Genomic DNA, 24877 nt, shown 5'->3' with positions numbered 1-24877 from the left:
GGACCACGGGGTCTCGTCCCAGTGTCCGACCGGAACCGCCCGGGGCGCCTGCCGAGTACCCCGGTGGTGGTGCCGAAACGGCGGCCCGTCCGCCCCGGCCCGGTGGCGCGGGGCCCGCCGGGTGTCAGGATGGAGACGTGTCACGCGTACCGCACGAGCCCGCCGACGAGTCGGACCGCATCGTCGAGCTGCAGGCGGAAGTCGACCAGCTCAAGGAGGCCGTCGCCTCGCACGCCGTCGTGGACCAGGCCATCGGCATGGTCGTCGCGCTCGGCAGAGTGTCCCCGGACCAGGGGTGGCAGGTCCTCAAGGACGTCTCCCAGCACACCAACATCAAGCTCCGCAATGTCGCGGAGCTGATCCTCATCTGGGGGCGCGCCGGAGACATGCCCCCGGAGATCCGCGCGGAGCTGGAGGACGCCCTCGACCGCCACGGCCCCACGCAGATCCCGGGAGCGCCGCCACAGTGACGCCGGCCGTGCGGCTCGGCAGGTCGCGGCTCAGTGGGCTGCGGTTCAGCGGGCTGCGGTTCAGCGCGTCTCGGCGAGAATCTCCTCCCGCAGCCGGTCGAAGCAGCCGCTGAGCAGCCGGGAGACGTGCATCTGCGAGATGCCGAGCTGCTCCGCGATGCAGCTCTGGGTCATGCCGCGGAAGAAGCGCAGGTAGAGGATGGTCCGCTCACGCTCCGGCAGCGCCTCCAGGCACGGCCGGACGGCCACGCGGTCGACGACGACGTCGAAGGCCGGATCCGGACCGCCGAGCGCGTCCCCGAGCGCGTACCCGTCGGTGCCGGGCATCTCGGCCTCCAGGGACAGCGCGGAGAAGCACTCCAGCGCCTCCATGCCGGTGCGCGCCTCACTCTCGGTCATGTGCGCGTACGCGGCGATCTCCGCCACCGTCGGCGCCCGTCCGGCAGTGGTCTGCGCCAGCTCCTTGCCGGCCTGCCGGACCCGGTTGCGCAGGTCCTGGACGCGGCGCGGTACGTGCAGCGTCCACATGTGGTCGCGGAAGTGCCGCTTGATCTCGCCGGTGATGGTCGGCACGGCGTACGCCTCGAAGGCGCAGCCCCGGGCCGGGTCGTAGTGGTCGACGGCCTTGACCAGCCCGAGGGCGGCCACCTGGTAGAGATCCTCGAGGTTCTCGCCGCGCCCCCGGAAGCGGACGGCGATCCGCTCGGCCATGGGCAGCCAGAGCTCGACCAGTTCGTCGCGCAGCGCCTTGCGCTGTGGACCGTCGGGCAGCGCCGTGAGCCGGGCGAAGGCCGCGGCGGTGTCGGGGGCGTCGTCGTGCGGGTGCGGCTTCGTTCTGCCAGTGACAGGCATGCTGCGCGCCTCCCTCAGCAGGTGCTGGATGGACAGACACCGGGGGAGCACGGGCACGGACCTCACGGAGACACCCGGGGCCCGGCGGGCCGGCTCCCACGGACGTGCCTCCTCTCCGAAGCACATAAGCGCACATTCCCGACTTGCCTGGTCCCGAAACCGTCCCGTGGGCATGGTGACGGTGCGCGACCGTGTGCTCCGGGAGAGTGAGCGCACCCGGTCGGCGAGCGGGCCGCGTGCCTGCTGACGGGCCTCGGTCCCACCGGCTCACGCTTTTCGGCCAGGTGATCGCCGTGTCGCCGGTCCTCGGCTCGGACGCCCCGCAAGCGCTGTCCGTCATGCCGGGCCGGCTCCGGCCGTCAGCGGGGCGGACCCGCTCGGCTACCAGGCCGACGCCCTGCGCGGTCCGCTTCCGGGTGCCCCGCCCGTTCCGGCGCTCGATCTCGCGGTGTCGCCCGTGCCGTCGTGCCCGCATCGCGGCCGCTTCCTCCCTCCTGGGCCGGCCGGCCCGTCGACCCGGCCGGAAAGTGATGTGCGGCACGCGCGGAAACCGGGTCGTCCGCCCGGTCGGCGGATTCTTCCTGCGCACGGCTTGATCACCGATCAAGGGGATGAATTCGCTGGCCACAGCGCATTCCGCTCATTTGACAGTGCACTGAGCACACAGATAGGAAGCAGCTCTCCGAGGTCGAGAGGTGGACTGTGTACGAGCCGAACGTGGTCGGGGACTGGCAGGAGTACGACGAGCATGCCGGTCTACGGGTCCGCGTCCACCGTCTGGAAGCGGCCGAGCCGCCGCGCGGACGGGACGACGCCGCCGAAGGCCTCACGTACTTCCGGCTCCGCGTCACCGTCGAGAACCGTGGCAGCCGGCACTTCGGCATCCATCTGGAGGACGGTCAGATCGACGTGCGGATCGGCCCCGACGGGGAGAGCGCGTTCATCGACTGGCGCAACTCGCAGTTCATCGAGGGCTTCGACGTCTACCCGCTGCGCCGGGCGACCGTCGTGCTGTACGCGGCCGGTCCGGAGGCGTCCCTGAGCCAGGTGGACGTGCAGATCCAGCTGCGCGTCGACGAGGAGTGGGCCGACCGCCGGCTGTGGGCGGGCGGCATCGGACTGCAGGAGGGGGCCGTCGGCACCGGAGCGGCGCGGGGGGACGGCCTCGCCTGCCAGGTGAGCAACTTCCTCCGGGACCAGGCCGAGGAGGGCACCGCCTGACGCGGACCGCCGCCGCTCAGTGCGGGATGCCGTCGATGATCTCGCGGGCGCCCTGCCGCAGCAGGGCCACGGCGACCGACGTGCCGAGCGTCGCCGGGTCCAGGCGGCCCGCCCACTCGTGGGCGTTCAGCCGGGTCTTGCCGTCCGGGGTGAACACGCAGGCCCGCAGGGACAGTTCGCCCGCGCGGTCCACGCGCGCGTACCCGGCGATCGGGCTGTTGCAGTGTCCCTGGAGGACGTGCAGGAACATGCGCTCCGCGGTGGCCTCCCGATGGGTGTCCGGGTCACCGAGCGCGCTGACCGCGTCGATGACCCCGCTGTCGCCCTCGCGGCACTGCAGCGCGAGGATGCCCGCGCCGATCGGCGGCATCATCGTCTCGGGGGACAGGACCTCGCTGATCACGTCCCGTCGGTCGATGCGTTCCAGGCCGGACACCGCGAGCAGCAGCGCGTCCGCCTCACCGGCGGCGAGCTTCTCCAGCCGCCGGTTGGCGTTGCCGCGGAACGGCACGCACTCCAGGTGCGGGTAAGCGGCGGCCAGTTGGGCGACCCGGCGCACCGAGGAGGTGCCGATCCGGGTGCCGGCCGGGAGTTCGTCCAGGGTGAGGCCGTCCGGGTGGACGAGGGCGTCGCGGATGTCGTCCCGCTTCAGGAACGCGGCGAACGTCGTGCAAGCGGGCAGCGGCCGGTCGGCGGGCACGTCCTTGACGCAGTGCACCGCGAGATCGGCCTCGCCGGCCAGCAGCGCGGCGTCCACCTCCTTGGTGAACGCCCCCTTGCCCTCCACCTGGGACAGATCGCCCATCCACTTGTCGCCGGTGGTCTTCACCGGTACGACCGCGGTGCGCGTGCCGGGATACAGGGCGGCCAACTCGGCGCGGACGCGCTCCACTTGGGCGAGGGCCATCGGTGAGTCGCGGGAGACGATACGGACCAGTTCGGGCACGGACATGCGGACACGATAGTCCCTCCGGGCGGTGCGTCCGTGCGGTTCGGGTGCCTCAGGACAGGGGCACGCCGAGTTCCATGGAACGCAGCGCGGCGGCGAGCGCCCGTTCGTCGCCGACGTCCAGGGCCGTGTCGGTGAGCTTGATGACGTGCTCGTCGCCATGGGCGAGGGCGCGCTCCAGGACCTCTCCGGCCGTCAGCCGGGCGGGCGGTGCGTACGGGACCGGTCGCACGGGCGCGTACATCGCGGTGACCGCCGCCGACGCGGTCCAGGCGGCCCGCAGGCTCGGCACCCACAGCTCCCGGGGCAGCGCGTTCAGGGCCCGCAGAACGGCGTTGGGGGCCGTCGCGGCGTGCACCAGCATGGTCTCCTCGCCGTGGCCGTGGGTGGCGTAGCGATGGGTGGCGGCGCGGACGAGTTCGGCGAGCCGTGCCCGAGCGGTGTCCGGGTCGGTGACGTCGTCCGCCCACATCGGCAGGCGGCGCACGGCGGCGAGCCGGTCCGGGAAGCCGCCCCGGGCCGGTTCGATCGCGGGCGCGGCGTCCAGGGACCGGGCGGCGGAGGGCGCGCCGGGCACCAGGGCGATCCCGGACACGGGGTGGTGCCGGGCCGCCCAGTAGCCCAGGCCGTGCGCGAGTTCGGCGAGCCGGGGCGCGTTCTGTGCGGCTTCGAGGGCGCGTACGGCGTGGCCGACCCGGATGACCGGGTGGGTGGAGCCGCCGTACATGCCGGGCAGCAGGCGTGGCCACCACAGGGCGAGGACGTCCCGCCAGGGGTGGGCGGCGAGCGCGCGGGAGAAGTGGCCGATCCAGTCGGCGGCCCGGCGCGGATCGCCCAGCGCTGGGGCCAGTTGTCGTCGGTGACGGGGGCGACCGGGGCGGGGAGGTCCTCCAGCCGGTCCCGGTAGCGGTCCAGCCAGCGGTGTACGGCGCCGGCGTGTCCGTGCGCGGCGAGCGCCTCGACGACCATGGGGGCGTGGTTGCTGAGCCGGCCCAGCCGCTCCGGTCCTGAAGCGTGCAGGCGTTCCAGGGCCTCTTCGAGGCGGCCGTCGGTGCCGCCCATGCCTCTCGTGCCGGCCATGTCACTCGTGTCGCTCGTGTCCATGTGCCGGACGCTATGCCGCGCACGGGCGGGCCGGGATCGGGCTCGGGACGCGGACCCCTGGTTCCTGGGTCCTACGTCTCGCGCCCGATCCCGTCGCCGGGTCAGGCGTTGGGGTCGAAGGCGATCCCGGACGGCTTCGCCGACGCGAGGTTGCCGTTGAAGCTGCCGTCCTTCAGGCCGAAGTTGGCGCTGCCGAAGTTGTACGCGCTCAACTTGTCGCGCAGGCCCGCCGGGTAGCCGTTCCAGCCGACCAGCGGCGGGTACTGCCAGGCGCCCTTGTGGTTCTCCGGCGGCTCGTCGTTGGAGCCCGCCGGCCGGAAGCAGTGCGTGCTGATGCCGTCCTTGTGGTAGACGACCTTGGCGTGCGTGCCGTCGAAGCGGATGCCGGACGCCGCGGTCACCGTGAACGAGCCGTGGTTGGACGTGGAGACGTACCGGACCTGGTCGTTCTGCACCCAGACCACGACGTGTTCCCAGTCGTGGCGGTGTCCGCCGATGCTGCTGCCCGCGACGGCCTGGTCCTTCTCGAAGTACAGGCTGTACATGTAGGCGCACCAGCCGTTGTTGCACTTGGAGCGCGCGTAGCTGTTGGTGTTGTCGAGGTCGGAGGCGTCGCGGCAGTTGCCGTTGAGGGCACCGGTCGGGTTGAGACCGCCGTTGACGGTGCCGTCCGCCCCGATCGCCGGAGTGGGGTAGCACCCGTCCGTGTCGTAGTCGAAGGCCGGCAGGTAAGTGCGCTCGGCGGCTTCGGCGTTGGCGGGCAGTGCCTGCGGCGGGGCGGCGAAGGCGGCGGTGGGGAAGGCGACGACGAGGGCGGCGGCGCCGGCCAGGCCGGTGAGCCATCTCCTGCGGTGTGCCTTGAACGACGGTGACGACACTGCGTCCTCCTCTTGGTAAGGCGCAGCCCAACGGCTGTGGGGGGCAAGGGAGATCAGCTTCTCGACTTTTCATGTCCGCGCCAAGAGGTCGCGGGTGTCTCTCCGGTGACGACAGCCCCAACAGTGCGCACGGTGCGAGGGGTCGGATCAGGCCGAATCAGGTCAGGCCAGGTCGTTCGGCAGGTCGGCCGCCGACTCCTCGGGCGCGAGGTCCGGCCGCAGCCGCAGCCAGGACGGCTGGCGCAGCATCCCGGCCCGGGTGCGGGTGCTGTAGCGAACCTCGCCGACCAGCCGGGGCAGCACCCAGTGCGCGCCCGCGACCGGCGGAACGGGGTCGAAGGGGCACACGTCCGTCGCGGCGGCCCGCAGCAGCGCGGCGAGCCGCTCCCGCTCGGCCTCGCTCCAGCCGGTGCCCACCCCGCCGACGTAGCGCAGGCGTCCCGCGGCGCGCTGACCGACCAGCACGGCACCCGGCAGGCCCGTCAGCCGCCCCTTGCCGGGCAGCCAGCCACCCACGACGACGTCCTCGCTGCGCATGTTCCGGATCTTGATCCAGGCGCGGGAGCGCACCCCGGGTTCGTAGGCGGAGTCGAGCCGCTTGCAGACCAGGCCCTCCAGCCCGTGCTCACGGGTGGCCCGCAGGGCCTGCTCGCCGTGACCGACCAGGGCGGACGGGGTCGACCAGTGGGGGCCGGACAGGTCCAGCGCCTCCAGGCGGGTGCGCCGCCGGGTGTAGGGCAGGGCGACCAGGGAGCGTCCGTCCAGGTGCAGCACGTCGAACAGGACGAGGTGGACGGGGAGCTCCGCGGCCCTGCGCGCCGCCCTGCCGGGCGCCTGCACCAGGCCCATGCGGGACTGTAGGAGCTGGAAGTCGGCACGCCCCTCCTCGTCCAGCGCCAGCACCTCCCCGTCCAGCACGGCGGGGGTGGCGCCGAGGGCGCGGCCGAGCGGCAGCAGCTCGGGGTAGGCGACGGTCACGACCTCCCCGGAGCGGGCGCGCAGGACCACGCCGCCGTCGCCGGCGAGATAGACCACCACCCGTTGGCCGTCCTGCTTCGTCTCGTACGCCCACTGCGCGTCCTGCGCGACGGGCGGCAGGGTGCCGGGCGTGGCGAGCATGGGCGGGATCAGCGGGAGGCTCACGGATCAGTTGTCGACGCGCGTGCCCGTCGCCACGCGCGTCGGCCGCCGGGTTCGCCTGAACGGCGCCGTCCTCGGCCCCCGGGCGGGGACGGTACGCCGCCGTGCAACAACGCCGCGGTCGGCTACCACTTCGGCACCAAGACCGACCTCGTGCGGGCGATCATCCGCAAGCACGCGGCCCGGATCGAGGAGATCCGCGCCCGGCTGCTGGCCGGCGTCGGCGACTCCACCGATGTGCGCGACTGGGTGGACTGCCTGGTCCGTCCGGTGCCCGAGCACCTCGCGGCGCTGGACAGCCCCACCTGGTACGCGCGGTTCTGCGCGCAGGTGATGACCGATCCGGCGCTGCGGCGGGTGATGGCGGAGGAGTCCCTGTCCTCGCCGTCCCTGCGGCAGATCGTCGAGGGGCTGCGGCGGTGCCTGCCCGAACTGCCCGCCGAGGTGCGGGCCGAGCGCGGTGACATGGCCCGCCATCTGATCGTGCACGTCTGCGCGGAGCGGGAGCGCGCGCTCGCGGAGAGCACTCCCACGCCCCGCTCCAGCTGGCACGAGGCCGCGACCGGGCTGGTGGACGCGGTCGTCGGCATGTGGCTGGCACCCGCCACCGAGGCGCCCGAATTTACTTGAGTCGGCAGACAAAGGGGCGCGGCTTCCGCGCGATCAGCAGATTACTTGAGTTACGCAACAAGATGGTAAAGTGTTCGGCATGCCCACACAGCCGCTCCCCGACACCCCCTCCTCGGAAGTCACCGAGATCGAGCGGGCGCTCACCCGCATCACGTACCTGAGCACGCGCGCCCGGCAGCACGAACGGCTGATGGCGCTGGCCGGTGTGCCGCTCGACCGGGCCGCCGTGGCACTGCTGCGCCAGGTCGCCGACTCCGGGCCCCTGCGCCCGGGCGAGCTGGCCACCCGGCTGGGCGTGGAGGCCTCCCACGTCACGCGGACCGTGCAGCAACTGCAGAAGTCCGGATACGTCACGAGGGTCCCCGACCCCGACGACCGCCGCGCCCAGCGCATCCAGCTCACCGACACCGGCCGGCAGGCGATCGCCCGGGTCCGGGAGGCGGGCGCCCGCGGGATGCAGCTGGCCCTGGCCGACTGGTCGCCCGAGGAACTGCGCCAGCTCGCCACGCTCTTCCACCGCATGGTCGACGACTTCCTGTCCCACGCCATCGACGACGAGAGCGAGCCGGAGCCGGTGGCGCCGGCCGGCACCGCCTGATCCAGGGCCTCCTCACCTCGGTGCCGCGCCGGGGTGTCGGCGAGCCGGCCGGCCGACCAGCGCCCCTCCCCGGGCGGGGCGCTCCCCGCGGCCCGCACGGCAGGAGCCGGCCCACCGCGGGCAGACCGCGAGCGGCACCGGTGCGGTCCGCAGCGGCGTGACGTCGGCCGGCGCCCCCTGCGCGGGCGCGGCGAGACCGCCCGCGCTCACCGCCAGGCCCGGCGGCACACCGCTCGCGGTGCCCGCACACCGGGGCAGGAAGTCCTGCCCGGAGGGAGACCTGGAGCGGGAAGGGGGCGTACAGACCCGCCGAGGTGAGCGCGACGCACGGGCAGACGGCTGGTCCGGGCACCAGCACCCCCCGCGACGGCGAGCACGCTCAGCGTGTACGACCACGGCACGACGCTCGGGCGCCGCTTCCGGTCATCGAGCCGCCCTCGGCCCCGGTGCCCGCCGTGCCTCCGGCGGTGAGCCCGTACGGCGCGGTCGTCCCCGCCGTCGATGCGCTCGGACGTACAGCGGGACGAAAGGGCTCAGACGGACGAAGACGACCGAGCGGCAGACCACGGCACCGGACAGTCGCAGGAGCGCGAGCGCCTCGATCGAGGTCCTCCGCCGTGCCTTCGGCCGTACGCCGGGCGCGTACGACCGCCGCCCCCGGCGGAGGTGGCCCCGGCCGCCGACGGCGTTCTACCGTCCAGTAATGTCGCGCGGCAGGCCGTCTGAGGAGGAACCGTGTCCCGGTCCGAACGCTCGCCCCTGCTGCTCGCCGGTCTGCTGGCCGCCGCGGGTGTCACCCACTTCGCCGCCCCACGTCCGTACGACGCGCTCGTCCCGAGCGCCCTGCCGGGCACGCCCCGGGCGTGGACATACGCGAGCGGGGTGGCGGAACTGGCGCTGGCCGCGGGCGTGGCCCTGCCGCGCACCCGGCGGACGGCCGCGCTGGCCACGGCCGCGTTCTTCGTCGGGGTGTTCCCCGGCAACGTCAAGATGGCCCTGGACTGGCGCCACCGCCCCGCACCGCTGAAGACCGCGGCCTTCGCGCGGCTGCCCCTCCAGGTCCCCCTCGTCCTGTGGGCGCGCGGCGTCGCCGCGAACGCGGAGGGCCGGTCATGACCGCGCGCATGGAGGTGGGCGCCAAGGCCGAGGACTTCACGCTGCCGGACGAGACCGGCACGCCCCGCAGCCTGGCCGCACTGCTCGCCGACGGACCCGTCGTGCTGTTCTTCTACCCCGCGGCCCTGACCGCCGGCTGCACGGCGGAGGCCTGCCACTTCCGCGACCTGGCCGCCGAGTTCGCCGCCGTCGGCGCCCGGCCCGTCGGCATCAGCGGGGACCCCGTCGAACGCCAGCGGGAGTTCGCGGGACAGCACCGCCTCGGCATGCCCCTGCTGTCCGACGTGGACGGGACGGTCCGGGAGCGGTTCGGCGTCAGACGGGGCTTCTCGCTCGCGCCCACCAGGCGCGCCACGTTCGTGATAGGCGAGGACCGGACGGTCCTGGGGGTCGTCCGCAGCGAACTGCGGATGAACACCCACGCCGACCGCGCCCTCGACGCGCTGCGCGCCCACCGGACGTGACGCGCGGCCCCGGTTGCCGCACCGCGCTTGATGCGATGTGACAAAAGGACCATTCTGGATGGTATGGAGCATGTCTCCGCTGCGGCGACCACGGATGCCCAGGGCATCGTGACGGGGTGGAGCGAGGGTGCCCGGTCGCTGACCGGCCGCACGGCCGAGGAGGTCGTGGGACGACCGGCGCGGGAACTGCTCGCCGAGGACCCGCCGGACCGGGCTGTGGCGGAGCTGGCGGGCACCGTCGTCCTGCGGCACCGGGACGGCAGCGCCGTCCCGCTCGTCCTGCGGGCGCACCCCCTGCTCGGCGCGGACGGCGTGCCGAACGGCTACGTGATCACGGAGCAGCCCGCCGACCGGGAGACGAGCCTGGCCGGACTCGCGTTCGAGCAGGCATCCGTGTCGATGTCGGTCTTCGACACCCGGCAGCGCTATGCGCGCCTCAACGAAACGGCCTGCCGGGTGATGGGCGTGCCGGAGGAGGCCCTGCTCGGCAGACCCTTCCCGGAGACCGTGGAGGACGCCGAGCACAGCCGGGGCTTCCTCAGTAACCTGCGCCAGGTCGCCGAGTCCGGCCGGCCGGTCCGCTACGAGAGCTTCACCGGCGCCCCCTCCCTCAACCGGGAGCACGCCTGGAGCATCGAGATGTGGCCCGTACGGGACGCCTCCGGGAAGGTGACCGGGACCGCCCTGGCGGCGCTCGACAGCACCGAGCAGTACTGGGCCCGGCAACGGCTGGCCCTGCTCAACGAGGCGGCGGCCGGCATCGGCACCACCCTGGACGTGGTGCGCACCGCCGAGGAACTCGTCGAACTCCTCGTCCCCGGGTACGCCGACTTCGCCAGCGTCGACCTGCTGGACTGGGTCCTCGGGGCGGACGAACCGCCGACGGCGCTGGACGGGCAGGTCCTCCTGCGCCGCGTGGCCCACGGCTCCGCCACCGAGGGCACCCCGGAGGCCGCCGTACGCCTGGGCGAGGCGGAGGTCTACCCCGGGTACTCGCCGCCGGCGCGGGCGCTGCGGGCGGGCCGGGCGGTCCTCGGCCAGGCCGGCGAGCCGGACTTCATGCGCTGGGTCGCCGAGCGCAACGCGCGGGCCCCCGAGGGCCGCTCCCACCGCAGGGGCGTCCACTCGATGCTCGCGGTGCCGCTGCGGGCCCGCGGCACCACCCTGGGCGTGGCGGTCGCCGTCCGCATCGCCCACCCGGACGACTACGGCGACGACGACGTCGTCCTGGCCGAGGAGCTCGCCAGCCGGGCCGCGGTGTGCGTGGACAACGCCCGCCGCTTCGCCCGCGAACGCACCACCGCCCTGGCGCTCCAGCACACCCTGCTGCCCCGGGGGCTGCCCGGACAGGCCGCGGTCGAGGTCGCGCACCGCTATCTGCCGTCCGGGTCGCTGGCCGGCATCGGCGGCGACTGGTTCGACGTCATCCCGCTCTCCGGCAGCCGGGTGGCCCTGGTCGTCGGCGACGTCGTCGGACACGGCATCCCCTCGTCGGCGACCATGGGCCGCCTGTGCACGGCCGTGCGCACCCTCGCCGACGTGGACCTGCCGCCGGACGAACTCCTCACCCACCTCGACGACCTGGTCACCCACCTGGCGGGCGACGACAGCGGCGACAGCGAGGACGAGGTCGCCGAACTGGGCGCCACCTGCCTCTACGCCGTCTACGATCCGGTCTCCCGCCGCCTGACGCTGGCCTCCGCAGGCCACCCGCCGCCCGCCCTGCTGCTGCCCGACGGCACGGCCCGGCTGGTCCCGCTGGCCGCGGGCCCTCCGCTCGGCGTCGGCGGCCTGCCCTTCGAGGCGACCGATCTGGAGCTGCCCGAGGGCGCCGTCGTCGCCCTGTACACGGACGGCCTCGTCGAGGACCGCGACCGCGACGTCGACCACGCCACCGACGAACTGTGCCGCGCCCTGACCGCCCACGTCGGTACCCTCGACGCCCTGTGCGACACCGTGCTCAAGGCCGTCCTGCCGGAGGAGCCCAGCGACGACGTGGCCCTGCTGCTGGCCCGCACCCGGGCGCTGGGCGCGGACCGCGTCGCCACCTGGGACGTCACCCCGGACCCCGCGCACGTGGCCGTCACCCGGCAGGCCGCCACCGAGCAACTGACCGCGTGGGGACTGGACGAGGCCGCCTTCGTCACCGAACTCGTCGTCAGCGAGCTGGTCACCAACGCCATCCGGTACGGCGAACCGCCCATCCAGCTGCGGCTGATCCGCGACCAGACCCTCATCTGCGAGGTCTCCGACGGCAGTTCCACCTCACCGCACCTGCGCCGGGCGCACGCCTTCGACGAGGGCGGCCGTGGTCTGCTCCTGGTCGCCCAGCTCACCCAGCGCTGGGGCAGCCGGCAGACCGGCAGCGGCAAGACGATCTGGGCGGAGCAGTCGCTGACGCCTGACCTCTGAGGGCGGACGGCCGACGCGGGAGGTCTGATCGCGGGCGTCCGCCGCCCCACGCGGGCCTCCGACGCCGGAGCGGTCAAGGGGCGCCGCGCTCAGAACTCCTCGTGCGTCTCCGGATCGCCGCCGATCCGCCGGTGGGCGCGGTCCGTGACCGTCCGCATCTGGGCGGGGTCCAGCTCGAAGCCGAACACGTCGAGGTTCTGGCGCTGCCGCGCGGGATCCCCCGACTTGGGGATGGGGAGCGCGCCGAGCTGGACGTGCCAGCGCAGGACGACCTGGCCGGGTGTCACCCCGTGGGCCTCGGCGACGGCGGCGACGGCGGCGTCCTCCAGCAGGGCCGTGCCCCGGCCCAGCGGGCTCCAGCTCTCGGTCAGGACGCCCTTGTCCGCGTGGAAGGCGCGCAGCTCGTCCTGCGGGAAGAAGGGGTGCAGCTCGATCTGGTTGACGGAGGGCAGGACCCCGGTCTCCTTCTCCAGCCGCTCGATGTGCGCGGGCGTGAAGTTGGAGACGCCGATCGAGCGGACGAGACCCTCCTCGCGCAGCCTGATCATGGCCTTCCAGGAGTCGACGTACTTGTCGACGCGGGGGAGCGGCCAGTGGATCAGGTACAGGTCCACGTAGTCGAGGCCGAGACGGGCGCGGGACTCCTCGAACGAGGCCAGGGTCTCCTCGTAACCGTGGTGCCGGCCGGGGAGCTTGGTCGTGACCACGATCTCCTCGCGGGGCACTCCACCGCCGGCCACGCCACGGCCGACACCCGCCTCGTTGCGGTAGTTCGTCGCCGTGTCGATCAGGCGGTAGCCGGTCCGCAGGGCGGCGCCCACCGCCCGCTCCGCCTCCGTGTCGTCCATCGGCCAGGTGCCCAGACCGAGAGCGGGGATCTTCGTCCCGTCGTTGAGCGCGTACGTCGGAATACTGATCACTGCGGGACCTTCCCTCGACTGTGCCGTACATCCAGCTCACCGACAGGACCCGTCAGGCCCTGTCGCCACGTACGGCCAACACTGCCACGATCTTCGGGGAACCGGCCCGCACGGGTCGGTACGGACGGAGGGTCGGAGCGCGTATGACGACGGACAGGGCCACGGCGGACCACGCGGACGAGGGCACGGGCATCGAGGTGCGCCCGGTCGCCGGACACATCGGCGCCGAGATCGGCGGCGTCGACCTGGCCGGCGACCTGGACGACGCCGTGGTCGCCGCGATCCGGGCGGCGGTGCTGCGGTGGAAGGTGGTGTTCTTCCGGGGACAGCGGCTCGACCACGCCGGGCACGTGGCGTTCGCGCGCCGGTTCGGCGAACCCGTGGTGCCGCGCCGGCGCGGCAGCGCCTCCCCGCGGGACGTCCCCGAGATCGAGACCACCGCCGACCGCCTGGAGCTGGGCGGCGGTTTCGGCATGGAACACGACGAATGGCTGCGGCGCCGGCGGCACACCCTGCTGCGCGGCTGGCACTGCGACCACGGCGCCCGCGTCGACCCGCCGGCCGCGACGATCCTGCGCGCCGAGACCGTGCCGCCGTACGGCGGTGACACCACCTGGTCGAACCTGGCGGCCGCGTACGCCGGACTCTCCGCCCCGGTACGGGCGTTCGTGGACGGGCTCAGGGCCGAGCACCGGCTGGGCGTCGGCTACCAGTCACGGCCCGGCGACGACGCGTACGTCCGGCACCTGCTGGACCATCAGGTCGCCTCGCTGCACCCGCTGGTGCGCGTCCACCCGGAGACGGGCGAACGGATCCTGTACGTCAACGGCTACTACGTCGAGCAGCTCGCCGGTCTCTCGCGGGCCGAGAGCACCGCGATCCTGGAGATGCTGCTGGAGCAGGCGACCCGGCCCGAGTACACGGTCCGCTTCCGCTGGGAGCCGGGCAGCGTGGCCTTCTGGGACAACCGGGCCACCATCCACCTCGCCCCCGGTGACAACGCCCACCTCGGCTTCCCCCGGACCATGCACCGGGTGATGCTCGCCGGTGACGTACCGGTCGGCGTGGACGGCGAGCCGTCGGAGCCGATCGTCGGGACCGAGCCCGGACGCTGGTGACTCAGGCGCCCGGCCGCCAGCCGAGCGCGGGGCCGAGCCTCGTCGCCATGTCGGTGAGGATCTGCACGTAGTCCTCGTGGCCGAAGCTGAACGGCAGCGCGAACGCCACCTCGTCCACCTCGCGGAACGCGGCGTGCGCGTGCAGCCGCTCGGCATCTCGTCCGAGCGGCCGACGATGTCGGGCGCGAACAGCAGCCGGGCGGGGCCCTGCGGTGACGCGGTACGAGGGGTGCGTGCGGCCGCGTACTCCTCGTACTTCGCCCGTTGCCCGGGTGTGGCCGAGTCGGTGGGGATCACGACCAGGCCCTGGGAGACGCGGGCGTCGTCGCCGTCGGGGTGGGCGGCGCGGAAGGCGCGGATGTGGGAGAGCTGGATCCCGGCGAAGTCCGGTGCCGCCTCGGCCCCTTCCGCCTTGACGACGCTGCTGACCAGCAGGTTCATCCCGTGCTCGCCGGCCCACCTCGCTGAGCCCAGGCTGCCGCCGCCGTACCAGACGCGCCGGCCCAGCCCGGGGGAGTGCGGCTGCACACGGTCCGAGAACACCTCGAACCCCTCCACGCCGCTGAAGTCGGTGGCGGGTTCCCCGCGCACGAAGTCAAGCAGCCGCCGCACCCGCTCGTAGCCGAAGTCCTCGGCGTCGGCGGTGTCCGGGTACAGCGCGCCCCTGACCTCGTCGTAGCGCATCGGCGGGCCCACGCTCACGCCCGGGTTGAGCCGGCCGCCGGACAGCAGGTCGACGGTCGCCAGGTCCTCCGCCAGCCGCAACGGGTTCTCCCAGCCCAGCGGGATCACCGCGGTGCCGAGTTCGATCCGGCTGGTGCGCTGCGAGGCCGCCGCGAGGACCGCGACGGGGGAGGAGATGCCGTACTGGAGATGGCGGTGGCGCAGCCACGCGCTGTCGAAGCCCAGCCGCTCGCCCAGCTCGATGATCTCCAGCGTGGACTCGTGGCCCCGCCGTGGATCCGCCTCGTCGAACAGGCCGATGGTCAGGAAGCCCAGCTTGCGCAACGGGCGTGAGGTGGGCGGCACGGGCTGCTCCAGCGGTCGGACGCTACGGGTGTTCCGTCTGGATTCTGGCAGGAGGCGGCCGAACGCCTCCGGTCAGGTCAGCGGGATGGTGAGGTCAGCCGGATGGTCAGGTCAGCGGGATCGTCACCTCGTCCTCGACGGGCGGGTCGATCTCCTGGGCGCGGTTGCCGGTCGCGGCGTAGCAGCGCAGCCGGACCGCCTCCGGGGTGACGTCCAGGCGCAGGAAGCACTTGAAGAACGGCGGGCTGTAGGTCGCCGAGCTCGGCGAGAACAGCTGTGTGTAGATCTTGCGGACCGGTAGACGCAGGCGTGAGGTGCGGTCGGGGCGGCCACCGGCACCCAGCAGGCTCGCCACCAGCCGCGTGCGCCGGGTGACCCGGGCCGGTGCGCCGGGGGTGCGGGTCGGCGGGATGCCCAGGCGCTCGGCGATGACCGCCGTCGCCTCGGCCTCGGTCAGGGTGAAGAAGCGGCGCAGGCGCAGCCTCCGGCCGTAGAGCCGGCTGTAGAAGGCGAGGGAGTCGCCGCGCAGCGGATAGCAGCGGAAGTCCCGCTCGGTGACGTCCGCGACGGAGACGTGCGGGATGGTGTGGGTGGCGTGCATGAAGGCGCCGCCGCCGCCCGCGACGACGTACTGGAGGGTGCGGTCGCCCACCCGGTAGCGCTGGTAGTTGTGGATGTCGCCGCCTATCGCCGCCACGTAGTGGTGCGCGGGGTCGCGGACCACGTCGTCGACGGTGCCGCCGCCCTCGATCGCGCAGGGGTGGTGCTCGCCGTCCACGTACAGGGGCGCACCGGTGATGAGGATCTTGGGGCGGGGCCCCTGGGAGACCTCGCGGAGCCAGGCGCCCTGCTCGGCGTCGAGGGTTCCCAGCAGCCCCGTGTCGATCCCTATGATCCGCACCGGCCCGGCGTCGATGGCCCAGTACGGCCCCGGCTGGACGGCCTGTTGGGCCTGCGAGGCCCGCGACCACCTCGCCGCGGCGAGGTGTCGGCCGTCGTGCGGACGCGGACGGTGCCACAGCAGCGACCGCAGCCAGGCCCGGGTGAGCGGGCGGGGCGCGGGCTCGGGGCCGAGGGGCGGGGCGTCGCCGCAGAAGACGCGCATGAACGCGCCGAGGTCCTCGTACCAGTCGTGGTTGCCGGGTATCGCGTAGATCGGCGCCGGGTAGTCCCGGTACGGGCGGAAGAACTTGCCGGCATAGTCGTCCGCGCTGCCCACCGGGTAGATCACGTCGCTCGCGAGGACGGCGAACCGTGAGTCCTGACCGACTTTCAGAAACCCTGGTACGACGGCGTACTGCGGGTCGTCCCCCTCGCCGGTGTCACCGATGACCATGAAGGAGAACGTGTCCGGGTCGTCCCGCCGGATCACCTTGTCCGGGGGCGCGCCGGCCGCCGCGCGCTGCGCCACCCACCGGCTGCGGGTACGGCCCGTGGGATCCCCGAACCAGGACGCGAGCACGCCGTTGCGGGCGGCCCACAGCATCCTCGGGTCCAGCCAGGAGATCTTCCGGGTCTCGGACGGCATCAGCCGCTGGTACGCGCCGCGTTCCGCGGTGCCCCAGCCGGCGCCTTCGGCGGTATCGCGTGAGGAGTCAGACACCGGTGCACCGTAACAACGCTCCCGCGCCGTCCGAGAGGGGGAGGGCCCCAGGCCCCGCCCGCCGAACCGCCGCCTAGTGCCGTGGCAGGCGACGTTCGCCCCGTCGCGACGCCCGGCACGCCCTCTCGCCGCACCGGCCGAAAGCCCGAGTACATCCAGTACGAGGGCTTCCGGCCGGCACGCCGAGAGCACGCACCGGACGCCGCTCCTTGACGGGCAAACGTTGCCTGCCGCGGCACTAGCGCCCGCGTGTTCGCGGGGCGTCCGGGTGCGGGCCGCGCGGCGGCCGGTGGCCGGGCGCGCTCCCTCCGGGTACGTCACGCCGTACGGAACCGGTGACCGCGTCGAAGAGGGAACGGTGCTGAGCCGCGGGCGGCGGTCCGGCCGGAGCGTCCGGAACGCCGCCGCCGGAGGACCGCGTGCCCCGGCTCCAGTCGCCGTCGCCCAGGACCAGCAGGGGATCGAACATCACCACCACCCCCGCCAGCACCAGGAAGATGACCGGCCCCAGCAGCATGGGCAGGAGCAGCGAGGTGGGCGAGTCGCCCGCCCAGGTGCCGTTGCCGCTGTCGTGCACATGGACGCTGACGGCGGCCATCCCCGTGTAGTGCATCCCCGACACGGCCACGCCCATGATCAGGCTGGCCCCGAGACTGGTCAGGAAGCCGCGGACCGAGACCGCCGCCCACAGGGCCGCCGTGGCGGCGACGACCGCGATGGCCACGGAGAGCGCGACGACGAGCGGGTCGTAGCGGAAGTCGCCGTTGATGTGCATGGCCGCCATGCCCAGGTAGTGCATGGCGGCGACACCGAGACCGGTGATCACGCCCGCGGTGCCCAGGGTGGTGCGGTCGGCGCCGCGATAGCCGACGATGAACACGCCGATGCCGACGACGACGATCGCCACGGCGAGGCTGAGCACCGTCAGGCCCGCGTCGTAGCGGACCCGGGTCTCCTCGACCTTGAAGCCGATCATGGCGATGAAGTGCATCGTCCAGATGCCGCTCCCGATCGAGGCGGCGCCCAGCGCCAGCCAGCCGGGCTTGTGCGACGGCGAGCCCAGCAGGGTGCGGACGATGCAGCGCAGCCCCAGAGCACCGCCCAGGCACGCCATCAAGTACGCCGCGACCGGTGTCACCGCTCCATAGCGGAACCCGTCAACCGTGCCTTCCATCCGCCAACTCCCCCCGAGTCACGCTGATACGGGGAAGGTCTACGGGTAAAGGAGTGTTAAAGCAAGTGCTTACCGTTGGTAGGCGGCCAACTCCCCCTCACCGGAGGTGAATCCCGGCCACCCGCCGACGACTTTCAGTCAGACGCGCTCGTCGAGCCGTTCGGTGTGGCGGCCTCCGCGGACGCGTTCGCGAGTCCTACTCGAACCGTGAGACGTCGCCCGCGCCCTTCCGTACGATCTCGGCCTCGCCGCCGGAGAAGTCGATGACCGTCGTCGGCTCGGTGCCGCAGTCCCCGGAGTCGACCACCGCGTCCAGCACGTGGTCGAGCCGGTCCTTGATCTCCCAGCCCTGGGTCATCGGCTCGTCCTCGTCGGGCAGCAGCAGCGTGCTGGACAACAGCGGCTCGCCGAGCTCGGTGAGCAGCGCCTGGGTGACGACGTGGTCGGGGATGCGGACGCCGACCGTCTTCTTCTTGGGGTGCTGGAGCATGCGCGGCACCTCCTTCGTCGCGGGCAGGATGAACGTGTAGCTGCCCGGGGTCGACGCCTTGATCGCGCGGAACACGTCGTTGTCGATCCGTACGAACTGACCGAGCTGCGCGAAGTCCTGGCAGACGAGGGTGAAGTGGTGACGGTCGTCCAGCCGGCGGATGGTCCGGATCCGGTCGATGCCGTCACGGCTGCCGAGCCGGCAGCCCAGGGCGTAGCAGGAGTCCGTCGGATACGCGATGAGCGCACCCGAACGGACACTGTCGGCGACCTGCGCGATGGTGCGCGGCTGCGGGTTGTCGGGGTGCACGTCGAAGTACTTCGCCATCCGCCGAGCTTAAGCGGTGCGCGGGCGCGAAGTGCGCGGGGGCGCTCGCACGCCTGCCGCCGACCGTGCGGGACCGCTGCCCGCGGGGCGGGCCGCGTGTGCGCCGGCCCCGGCCGTGCGGGCCCGGCCGCCTACGCTCCGGTCATGGACATCACCGCCGTACGACTGGCAGCCCCCGCCACACCGACCGCTCCCGCGCTCCGGCTGCGGCCGTGGTGTCCGGGGGACGCGGCCGGCCTGGCCGCGGTCTTCCGCGACGACGGGCCGCTGCGGCGGTGGGTCACGGACGCCCCGCACGACGAGGCCGGCGCGCTGCGGTGGGTGCGGGAGCGGCGACGGCTCTGGGAGAGCGGTGAGTGCTTCTCCTTCGCGGTGGTCGAGACCCACGACGGTACGGCCGTCGGGCGGCCGTCGGGCCACGTCGTCCTCAAACGCGGGGCGCCCGGCGGTGTGTCGGCCGAGGTCGGCTACTGGACCGCGGCCCACGCGCGGGGCCGGGGCATCGCTCCCCGGGCGCTCCGGGCGCTGACGGACTGGGCCTTCACGGCCCGCCCGGCGGGCGAGGTGACCCGGCTCGACCTGCTGCACCAGGTGGACAACACCGCGTCCTGCCGGGTCGCGGACAAGTGCGGGTACACGTTCAGCGCGCTGCTTCCGGCCGCGCCGCCCGCGTTCCCGCTCGACGGCCACCGGCACGTGCGGGTGCGGTGAGGGCGGACTTCCGGGGCGGGCGTCCGGCTGGGAACGGTGGGGTAACGTCCCGAGCGGTATGGCGTGAAACAGGCCAACGGGCGAGGGAGCGGGGCGACGTGGCTGGGCGGGAGGAAAGGGATCCTCGTACGGGGGTGACGAGCGGCGTGGAAGCGGACTGGGCGCAGGAACTGCTCGACCACCTGCGGCCGACCGGGCGGGACGTCCGCCGGGTCGTCGCCTGGCTCGCGGGCAGCGTACGGGGCACCGCCTCCCTGCGGGACGAGTCCGGCGCCGTCCTCGCCGGCACCCCGGTCGAGGTGGACGAGAACCTGCTCGCGGATCTGGTCACCGGCCGCCTGGCCTCCGCCTCCTGGGAAGGACAGGGGCGCCATCTGCGCCTGGTGCGAGTGCAGCGTCCGCATCCGGCCACGGCCGGCGTGCTCGCCGTGTCGCGTCCGGCTCCGTTCGACCGGCGTGCCTCCGAGATCGTGCTGCACACCGCCCAGGTCGTGGAACTGCTGCTGCGGGCCCGTGAGACGGCGGCGGCAGGCCGGCGTCTGCGGCGGGCGGCCGCCGATCTGCGGCTGGCGATCCTGCAACTGCTGATGGTGGAGGACACCGACTCGGCACGCCGGGTCGCCGCGGGCCTGTGGCCGGGCCTGCTCGACACGGACACGGCCTGCGTCTACGTCCTGGAAGGCGGCGCCGAGGAACGCGACCGGCTCGCCGAGGAGTGCCTCGACGCGACGCGGGAGCAGGCCCTGGTCGTGCGCTGCCCGGCCGTGGACGAGCACGTGATCGTCGTCACCCCCGGCGAGGCGGCGGGAGCGGCCCTGCGCTCCCTGGTCGACGGGCACCCGGGCACGTTCCTCGGCGGCAGTGTCCGGCAGAGCCTCGCCCGTACCGCCACCGCCTACGGGCAGGCCGTCAGCGCGCTCGCCGTCGCCCGTTTCCGGCCGGACAAGGCGGCCGTCTACGCCGAACGCACCCATCCCGAACGCCTGATGGACCCGGCCGCGCTCCGCGACTGGACGGCCCGCGTGCTGCGTCCGCTCGACACCCTCGCGCACCACACCCGCGCCGAACTGCTCTCGACCACCCGGCTGGGCCTGGAGTTCACCGCCGTCAGCGCGGCCAAGGTCCTCGGCGTGAGCCGCAACACCGTGCGCGCCCGCATGGAACGGGTGGAAGACCTGCTGAACACGGACTTCTCCGACCTGACGGTCCGTGCCGCCGCCCATCTCGCCCTCAACACCCAGGTGGGTCTCCCGGAGGATCCGGCCGGGGACACCGTGCCGGAGCCGGGTTCCGTCCGGCTCGTCGACCTGCTGGCCGGGCCCGCCGTACGGGCCTGGGCGCACGACCTGCTGGGACGGCTGGACCCGGACGCCCGCGACCTGCGCCGCACCCTGCGGACCTGGATCGCCGCGGGCGGCAACGCCGAACGGGCCGCGCAGGCCCTCGGCATGCACGCCCAGACCGTGCGCGAACACGTCCGCAGCGCTGAACCCGTGCTGGAACGCCGACTGCTCGCCGCCGGCAGTGATCTCTACGAGGTCGTCCTCGCGCATCTGGCGGTCGGTGACCTCGAACCGCCCGTCCTCGGCCGGACGAAACAGGGTCATCCGGACTCACCTGTGCACGGGTGAGCCCTGCGGGCGGTACAGCGGGCACCGGCACGATTCCCAACCGTTGTGCCTGACACGTACGTTCTACGCACCGCGGGGGCACGACCGGAACGGGGGACCGGTCGCGCTCCCGCGAGGGGCCCGGAGCGGCACGTACCGTGACCGGTCGTCGGCATCGCGCTGTCCGTTCCGGCGGCCGAAAACCTGCCTCGACGCGGTCCGGTCCGGGACCGTCGTGTTGCGTCGCGGTTCCGCTGGGTACTCGGCCGACTCCGGAACGACGACAATCGCGGAGGAGGTCCCAATGACCAGCAGTTCGGAGACCGGCGGCGCGACCGGCACGCAGGACAAGGACTACAACCTGATCTGGTATGTGGAGGCGTGCCTGAGCAACGCGCTGCGGCTGGAGTCCTACATCCAGGACGCGGAGCGTGAGAAGGACACAGAGGTGGCCGACCTGTTCCGCAAGGCCCAGGCGGACAGCCGCAAGGGCGCGGAACTGGGCAAGAAGCTTCTGCGCGCCCGGCTCGACGGCAACTGACACCGACACACCCGCTCCCAGGCCCGGTCACCGAGGGGATCTCGGTGACCGGGCCTGCGCCGTCGGCACGCGGACACATCACACCGCCGAGAGGCGGGGATCGCGCGGGACGCCGGCGGACGACCAGTGCCGCGGCAGGTGACGTCTGCCCGTCAAGGAGCGGCGTCCGGTGCGTACGTCGAGTGGGGGCACCTCCCACGCCCCCGAGGCAGTGGGGGAGCGTGTCGGCGCCGCGACGGGACCGCCGTCGCCCGTCACCGACGTCCCGGGACAGCCCACCTAGTGCCGCGGCAAGCAACGTTTGCCCGTCAAGGAGCGGCGTCCGGTGCGTGCTCTCGGCGTGCCGGCCGGAAGCCCTCATACTGGATGTACTTGGGCTTTCGGCCGGTGCGGCGAGAGGGCGTGCCGGGCGTCGCGACGGGGCGAACGTTGCCTGCCACGGCACTAGCGCGCCAGCAGGTCGCGCAGCGCCTTGACGACGTCCGTCGGGGACTCCTCGGCCATGAAGTGTCCCAGGGACACGGTCGAGTGCCGCAGATCCGGTGCCCAGGACCGCCACAGGGCGGCGGCGTCGTACCCGAGCGCCGCGCCCCAGTCCTGCTGGAGCACCGTCACGGGCATGGCCAGCCGGTTCCCGGCGGCGCGGTCGGCCGTGTCGTGCTCGACGTCGACGCCCGCCGAGGCCCGGTAGTCGGCGACGATCGACGGCACCGCCTCGCGGCAGGCGCGCAGATAGGCCGCGCGGACCTCGGCGGGGACCGCACGCGGATCGCCGGCCCACTGGTCGAGGAAGTGGCCGAAGAAGGCGTCCGCGGTGGCCGTGATCATCCACTCCGGGAGGCCGGGCGGCTGCGCCATGAGGTAGAGGTGGAAGCCGACCGCGGCCGTGGTGCCGCGCAGGGCGTCCCACATGTCGAGGGTCGGCAGGACGTCCAGACAGGCCAGATGGCTGATCGCGGCGGGATGGTCCAGGCCCGCCCGGAACGCCACCAGCGCCCCCCGGTCATGACCGGCCAGCGCGAACCGCTCGTGCCCCAGCCGCCGGGCGAGGGTGACGATGTCGGCGGCCATCGTCCGCTTCGCGTAGGTCTGCGGACCGTCCTCCCGCGGCTTGTCGCTGTCGCCGTAGCCCCGCAGGTCGGGGCAGATGACGGTGTGGTCGGTCGCGAGGTCGGCGGCGACGTGGCGCCACATCAGGTGGGTCTGCGGGAAGCCGTGCAGCAGCACGACCGGCCTGCCGGTGCCCGCGACGGCCACGTTCAGGGCGACACCTTCGGCGACGTCCACGCGGCGGTAGTCGAATCCGGTGAGGGTGGGGTGCACGGTTCTGCTCTCCAGGGTCGTCGGTCGGCGATGCGCTCAGCCTCCGGGCAGCGAATGAGCAGCCGATGAACGCGTGTACGTTGAGGTGACGGCAGGCGTGGGGGAAGGGCGAGGAGCGCGGTGCGAGTGGAATTCGGCGTCCTGGGCCCCGTGGCCGCCTGGGACCGGACCGGCGAACCCCGCTCGCTCAAGGGCCCCAGGCATCGCGCCGTGCTGGCCCGCCTCCTCGTCGCCCGACGCCGGGTGGTGCCCGTCGCGCGCCTGGTGGAGGACCTGTGGGGGGCGGAACCTCCGGCCGACGCGGTGGGCACCGTGCGGACCTTCGTCGCCGGGCTGCGGCGGTCGCTGGAGCCGGAGCGCGCGCCGCGCACGGCGTCCCGGCTCCTGGTCACCGAGGGCCCGGGCTACGCCCTGCGGGCCGACCCCGACGGCGTCGACGCCTGGCGGTTCGAACGCCTCGTCGGCTCCCTCGCGCACGTCCCGCCCGCCCGGGCCGTGGCCGTCCTCGACGACGCCCTGGCCCTGTGGCGGGGCCCCGCCTACGCCGACTGCGCCGGGGAATCCTGGGCGCGCGCCGAACGCTCCCGGCTCACGGAGCTTCGGCTGACCGCCGTCGAACGCCGCGCCGAGGCACAGATCGCGCGGGGAACCGCCACCGAGGCGGTCCCGGACCTGGACGCCCACGTGGCGGACCACCCCTGGCGGGAGGACGCCTGGCAGCTGCTCGCCCTCGCCCTGTACCGGTCCGGACGCCAGGCCGACGCCCTGTCCGTCCTGCGCCGCGCCCGGCGACTGCTCCGCGAGCACCTCGGTGTCGACCCGGGACCACGGCTGGCCCGCATGGAGGAGGACGTCCTGCGCCACGCGGCCCACCTCGCCCCCGGTCCGGGAGGCACCGCGGCCCAGGTGTGGACGGAGGCGACCGCGGCGTACGAGAGTGTCGTCCCCTCCCGTGCGCGCACCCGCCTGGAGTCGACGGCGGGCCTGATGCGTGATCTGGCGGTGACCGGCGGCGGGGGCCTGGAAGCGGCCCGGCGGCACCGGGTGGCCGCCGTGGCCGCCGCGGAACAGCTGGGCGACCCGGAACTCACCGCCCGCGTCATCGGCGTCTACGACGTGCCCGCGATCTGGACCCGCTGCGACGACCCTGCCCAGGCCGACCGGCTCGTCGGGGCGGCCGAGCGGACGCTGCGCCTGCTGCCCGCCGGCCCGCACGACGCGGCCAGGGCCCGGCTGCTCGCCACCGTCGCGGTGGAGTCCCGGGGCACGCTGCCCACCGACGGACCCGCCTCCGGTGCCCGCGCCCTCCAGGCGGCACGGCAGGCGGAACACCTCGCCCGCCGGCTCGGTGACGCCTCGCTGCTCGCGTTCGCGCTGAACGGGCTGTTCATGCAGACCTTCGAGACCGCCGGCCTGGCCGGCCGCCGCGACGCCATCGGCACCGAGATCCTCTCCCTCGCCTCGCGCACCAGCCTGGTGACGTACGAGGTGCTCGGCCACCTGATCCGGCTCCAGGCCCGGTGCGCCCGGTCCGACCTCGCCGGAGCCGACCGGCACGCCACGGCCGCCGACGCGCTGGCCGAGCGCCACGAACTCCCCCTGGTGTCCGTCTTCACCACGTGGTACCGCGCGCTGCGCACGGCGCTGACGGCGCCCCTGCCCGCCGCCGCGTCCGCCTACCGCGACGCCGCCATGACCCTGGACGGCGCCGGAATGCCCGGCCTGGAGTCCGGACTGCTGCCGCTGGCCCTGCTGTGCCTGCACGTGCGCCACGACGAGCCCTTCGACCCCGGTCCGCGCTGCGACTGGGGTCCGTACGAGCCGTGGGCGCGCCCGCTGCTGCTGGCGTCCGAGGGCCGGGAGGACGAGGCCGTACACCTGCTCGGGTCCGTGCCCGCCCCGCCGCGCGACCTGCTGTACGAGGCCCTGTGGGGGCTCCTCGCGCACACGGCGCTCCGGGTCGGCGACCACGCCACGATGCGACGGGCGCACACCGCGCTCGCACCGGCCGCGGGCGAACTCGCCGGCGCCGGCAGCGGTGTGCTGACCCTCGGCCCGGTCTCCGCGTACCTGGACGCGCTCACCACCGCACTGCGGCATTCCTAGGTGCGCACGGCGGGAATGTCCCCGGCAGGGAGCGGGAAATCGGGGAAAATCGACTCCGGGACATCATCCGCCGAGCGGCAGGACCGTCAGG

General features: G+C 73.6%; 21 protein-coding genes and 2 pseudogenes. 12 read left to right on the top strand and 11 right to left on the bottom strand.

What is annotated here, in order from left to right; all coding sequences use genetic code 11:
- The first annotated feature begins 137 nt into the window (after window positions 1-137).
- Complete coding sequence (locus QQS16_RS04410; protein ID WP_286060288.1) at window positions 138-470, top strand: ANTAR domain-containing protein; 333 nt, start codon at window positions 138-140, stop codon at window positions 468-470.
- 60 nt (window positions 471-530) lie between these two features.
- Here QQS16_RS04410 and QQS16_RS04405 read toward each other — a convergent pair whose 3' ends face one another.
- On the bottom strand, window positions 531-1322 hold the full coding sequence (locus QQS16_RS04405) for a SigB/SigF/SigG family RNA polymerase sigma factor (RefSeq protein ID WP_286060287.1): 792 nt from the start codon (window positions 1320-1322) through the stop codon (window positions 531-533).
- A gap of 702 nt (window positions 1323-2024) precedes the next feature.
- Between QQS16_RS04405 and QQS16_RS04400 the strand changes: the two genes are divergently transcribed.
- On the top strand, window positions 2025-2543 hold the full coding sequence (locus QQS16_RS04400; RefSeq protein ID WP_286060286.1) for a hypothetical protein: 519 nt from the start codon (window positions 2025-2027) through the stop codon (window positions 2541-2543).
- Between the two features lie 16 nt (window positions 2544-2559).
- On the opposite strand, the gene hemC is transcribed toward QQS16_RS04400, so the two are convergent.
- The 4 genes and pseudogenes from hemC to QQS16_RS04380 all read right to left on the bottom strand — a co-directional run bounded on the left by hemC (window position 2560) and on the right by QQS16_RS04380 (window position 6617).
- The gene (gene hemC / locus QQS16_RS04395; RefSeq protein ID WP_286060285.1) at window positions 2560-3495 is read right to left on the bottom strand and encodes a hydroxymethylbilane synthase; all 936 of its coding nucleotides are present in this window, start codon (window positions 3493-3495) and stop codon (window positions 2560-2562) included.
- A gap of 49 nt (window positions 3496-3544) precedes the next feature.
- Window positions 3545-4596, bottom strand: a pseudogene (locus QQS16_RS04390) (questin oxidase family protein).
- Between the two features lie 101 nt (window positions 4597-4697).
- Window positions 4698-5474 (bottom strand): NPP1 family protein, encoded by a 777-nt coding sequence (locus QQS16_RS04385; protein ID WP_286060284.1) that lies wholly within the window; start codon window positions 5472-5474, stop codon window positions 4698-4700.
- Window positions 5475-5636: 162 nt separating this feature from the next.
- Window positions 5637-6617 carry an ATP-dependent DNA ligase gene (locus tag QQS16_RS04380; protein WP_286060283.1) on the bottom strand — a complete coding sequence of 327 codons (981 nt, stop codon included), beginning with the start codon at window positions 6615-6617 and terminating at the stop codon, window positions 5637-5639.
- Between QQS16_RS04380 and QQS16_RS04375 the strand changes: the two genes are divergently transcribed.
- The 5 genes from QQS16_RS04375 to QQS16_RS04350 all read left to right on the top strand — a co-directional run bounded on the left by QQS16_RS04375 (window position 6555) and on the right by QQS16_RS04350 (window position 11834).
- Window positions 6555-7244 (top strand): TetR/AcrR family transcriptional regulator, encoded by a 690-nt coding sequence (locus QQS16_RS04375; RefSeq protein ID WP_502963887.1) that lies wholly within the window; start codon window positions 6555-6557, stop codon window positions 7242-7244. The two genes, QQS16_RS04380 and QQS16_RS04375, sit on opposite strands and share 63 nt — an antisense overlap.
- Window positions 7245-7323: 79 nt before the next feature.
- The gene (locus QQS16_RS04370) at window positions 7324-7842 is read left to right on the top strand and encodes a MarR family winged helix-turn-helix transcriptional regulator (protein ID WP_286060282.1); all 519 of its coding nucleotides are present in this window, start codon (window positions 7324-7326) and stop codon (window positions 7840-7842) included.
- 735 nt (window positions 7843-8577) lie between these two features.
- Window positions 8578-8958: a DoxX family protein gene (locus tag QQS16_RS04360; RefSeq protein ID WP_286060281.1), complete on the top strand. Its 381-nt coding sequence runs from the start codon at window positions 8578-8580 to the stop codon at window positions 8956-8958.
- A complete protein-coding gene (locus tag QQS16_RS04355; RefSeq protein ID WP_286060280.1) occupies window positions 8955-9422 on the top strand; it encodes a peroxiredoxin in 468 nt (155 codons plus the stop codon). Before QQS16_RS04360 ends, QQS16_RS04355 begins: the two co-directional genes overlap by 4 nt.
- A 63-nt stretch (window positions 9423-9485) precedes the next feature.
- On the top strand, window positions 9486-11834 hold the full coding sequence (locus tag QQS16_RS04350) for a SpoIIE family protein phosphatase (protein WP_286060279.1): 2349 nt from the start codon (window positions 9486-9488) through the stop codon (window positions 11832-11834).
- 89 nt (window positions 11835-11923) lie between these two features.
- Here QQS16_RS04350 and QQS16_RS04345 read toward each other — a convergent pair whose 3' ends face one another.
- Complete coding sequence (locus tag QQS16_RS04345; protein WP_286060278.1) at window positions 11924-12754, bottom strand: aldo/keto reductase; 831 nt, start codon at window positions 12752-12754, stop codon at window positions 11924-11926.
- A 143-nt stretch (window positions 12755-12897) separates the two neighbouring features.
- Here QQS16_RS04345 and QQS16_RS04340 point away from each other — a divergent pair, with 143 nt between their 5' ends.
- The gene (locus tag QQS16_RS04340) at window positions 12898-13872 is read left to right on the top strand and encodes a TauD/TfdA dioxygenase family protein (RefSeq protein ID WP_286060277.1); all 975 of its coding nucleotides are present in this window, start codon (window positions 12898-12900) and stop codon (window positions 13870-13872) included.
- A gap of 1 nt (window position 13873) precedes the next feature.
- On the opposite strand, the pseudogene QQS16_RS04335 reads toward QQS16_RS04340, so the two are convergent.
- The 4 genes and pseudogenes from QQS16_RS04335 to QQS16_RS04320 all read right to left on the bottom strand — a co-directional run bounded on the left by QQS16_RS04335 (window position 13874) and on the right by QQS16_RS04320 (window position 18495).
- Window positions 13874-14901 (bottom strand): annotated as a pseudogene (locus QQS16_RS04335) (LLM class flavin-dependent oxidoreductase).
- A gap of 106 nt (window positions 14902-15007) precedes the next feature.
- Window positions 15008-16504 carry a metallophosphoesterase family protein gene (locus QQS16_RS04330; protein WP_286060276.1) on the bottom strand — a complete coding sequence of 499 codons (1497 nt, stop codon included), beginning with the start codon at window positions 16502-16504 and terminating at the stop codon, window positions 15008-15010.
- A 238-nt stretch (window positions 16505-16742) separates the two neighbouring features.
- Window positions 16743-17678: an MHYT domain-containing protein gene (locus QQS16_RS04325; RefSeq protein WP_286060275.1), complete on the bottom strand. Its 936-nt coding sequence runs from the start codon at window positions 17676-17678 to the stop codon at window positions 16743-16745.
- Window positions 17679-17874: 196 nt separating this feature from the next.
- Window positions 17875-18495 (bottom strand): L-threonylcarbamoyladenylate synthase, encoded by a 621-nt coding sequence (locus QQS16_RS04320; protein ID WP_286060274.1) that lies wholly within the window; start codon window positions 18493-18495, stop codon window positions 17875-17877.
- Window positions 18496-18639: 144 nt separating this feature from the next.
- On the opposite strand from QQS16_RS04320, the gene QQS16_RS04315 reads away from it, so the two are divergent.
- The 3 genes from QQS16_RS04315 (at window position 18640) to QQS16_RS04305 (ending at window position 21357) form a co-directional block, all read left to right on the top strand.
- Window positions 18640-19206: a GNAT family N-acetyltransferase gene (locus tag QQS16_RS04315; protein ID WP_286060273.1), complete on the top strand. Its 567-nt coding sequence runs from the start codon at window positions 18640-18642 to the stop codon at window positions 19204-19206.
- 98 nt (window positions 19207-19304) lie between these two features.
- The gene (locus QQS16_RS04310) at window positions 19305-20837 is read left to right on the top strand and encodes a helix-turn-helix domain-containing protein (protein WP_286060272.1); all 1533 of its coding nucleotides are present in this window, start codon (window positions 19305-19307) and stop codon (window positions 20835-20837) included.
- Window positions 20838-21120: 283 nt separating this feature from the next.
- A complete protein-coding gene (locus QQS16_RS04305; protein ID WP_286060271.1) occupies window positions 21121-21357 on the top strand; it encodes a hypothetical protein in 237 nt (78 codons plus the stop codon).
- A 444-nt stretch (window positions 21358-21801) separates the two neighbouring features.
- Here the strand turns inward: QQS16_RS04305 and QQS16_RS04300 are convergent, their stop codons facing one another.
- Window positions 21802-22680 (bottom strand): alpha/beta fold hydrolase, encoded by an 879-nt coding sequence (locus tag QQS16_RS04300; protein ID WP_286060270.1) that lies wholly within the window; start codon window positions 22678-22680, stop codon window positions 21802-21804.
- Between the two features lie 120 nt (window positions 22681-22800).
- Between QQS16_RS04300 and QQS16_RS04295 the strand changes: the two genes are divergently transcribed.
- Window positions 22801-24786: an AfsR/SARP family transcriptional regulator gene (locus QQS16_RS04295; protein ID WP_286060269.1), complete on the top strand. Its 1986-nt coding sequence runs from the start codon at window positions 22801-22803 to the stop codon at window positions 24784-24786.
- The last annotated feature ends 91 nt before the right edge of the window (window positions 24787-24877 follow it).

It is taken from the genome of Streptomyces sp. ALI-76-A (assembly GCF_030287445.1).
GTDB lineage: Bacteria > Actinomycetota > Actinomycetes > Streptomycetales > Streptomycetaceae > Streptomyces.
Note: the sequence above shows the minus strand (reverse complement) of the source record. Positions and strands in the feature narration are given on the sequence as shown.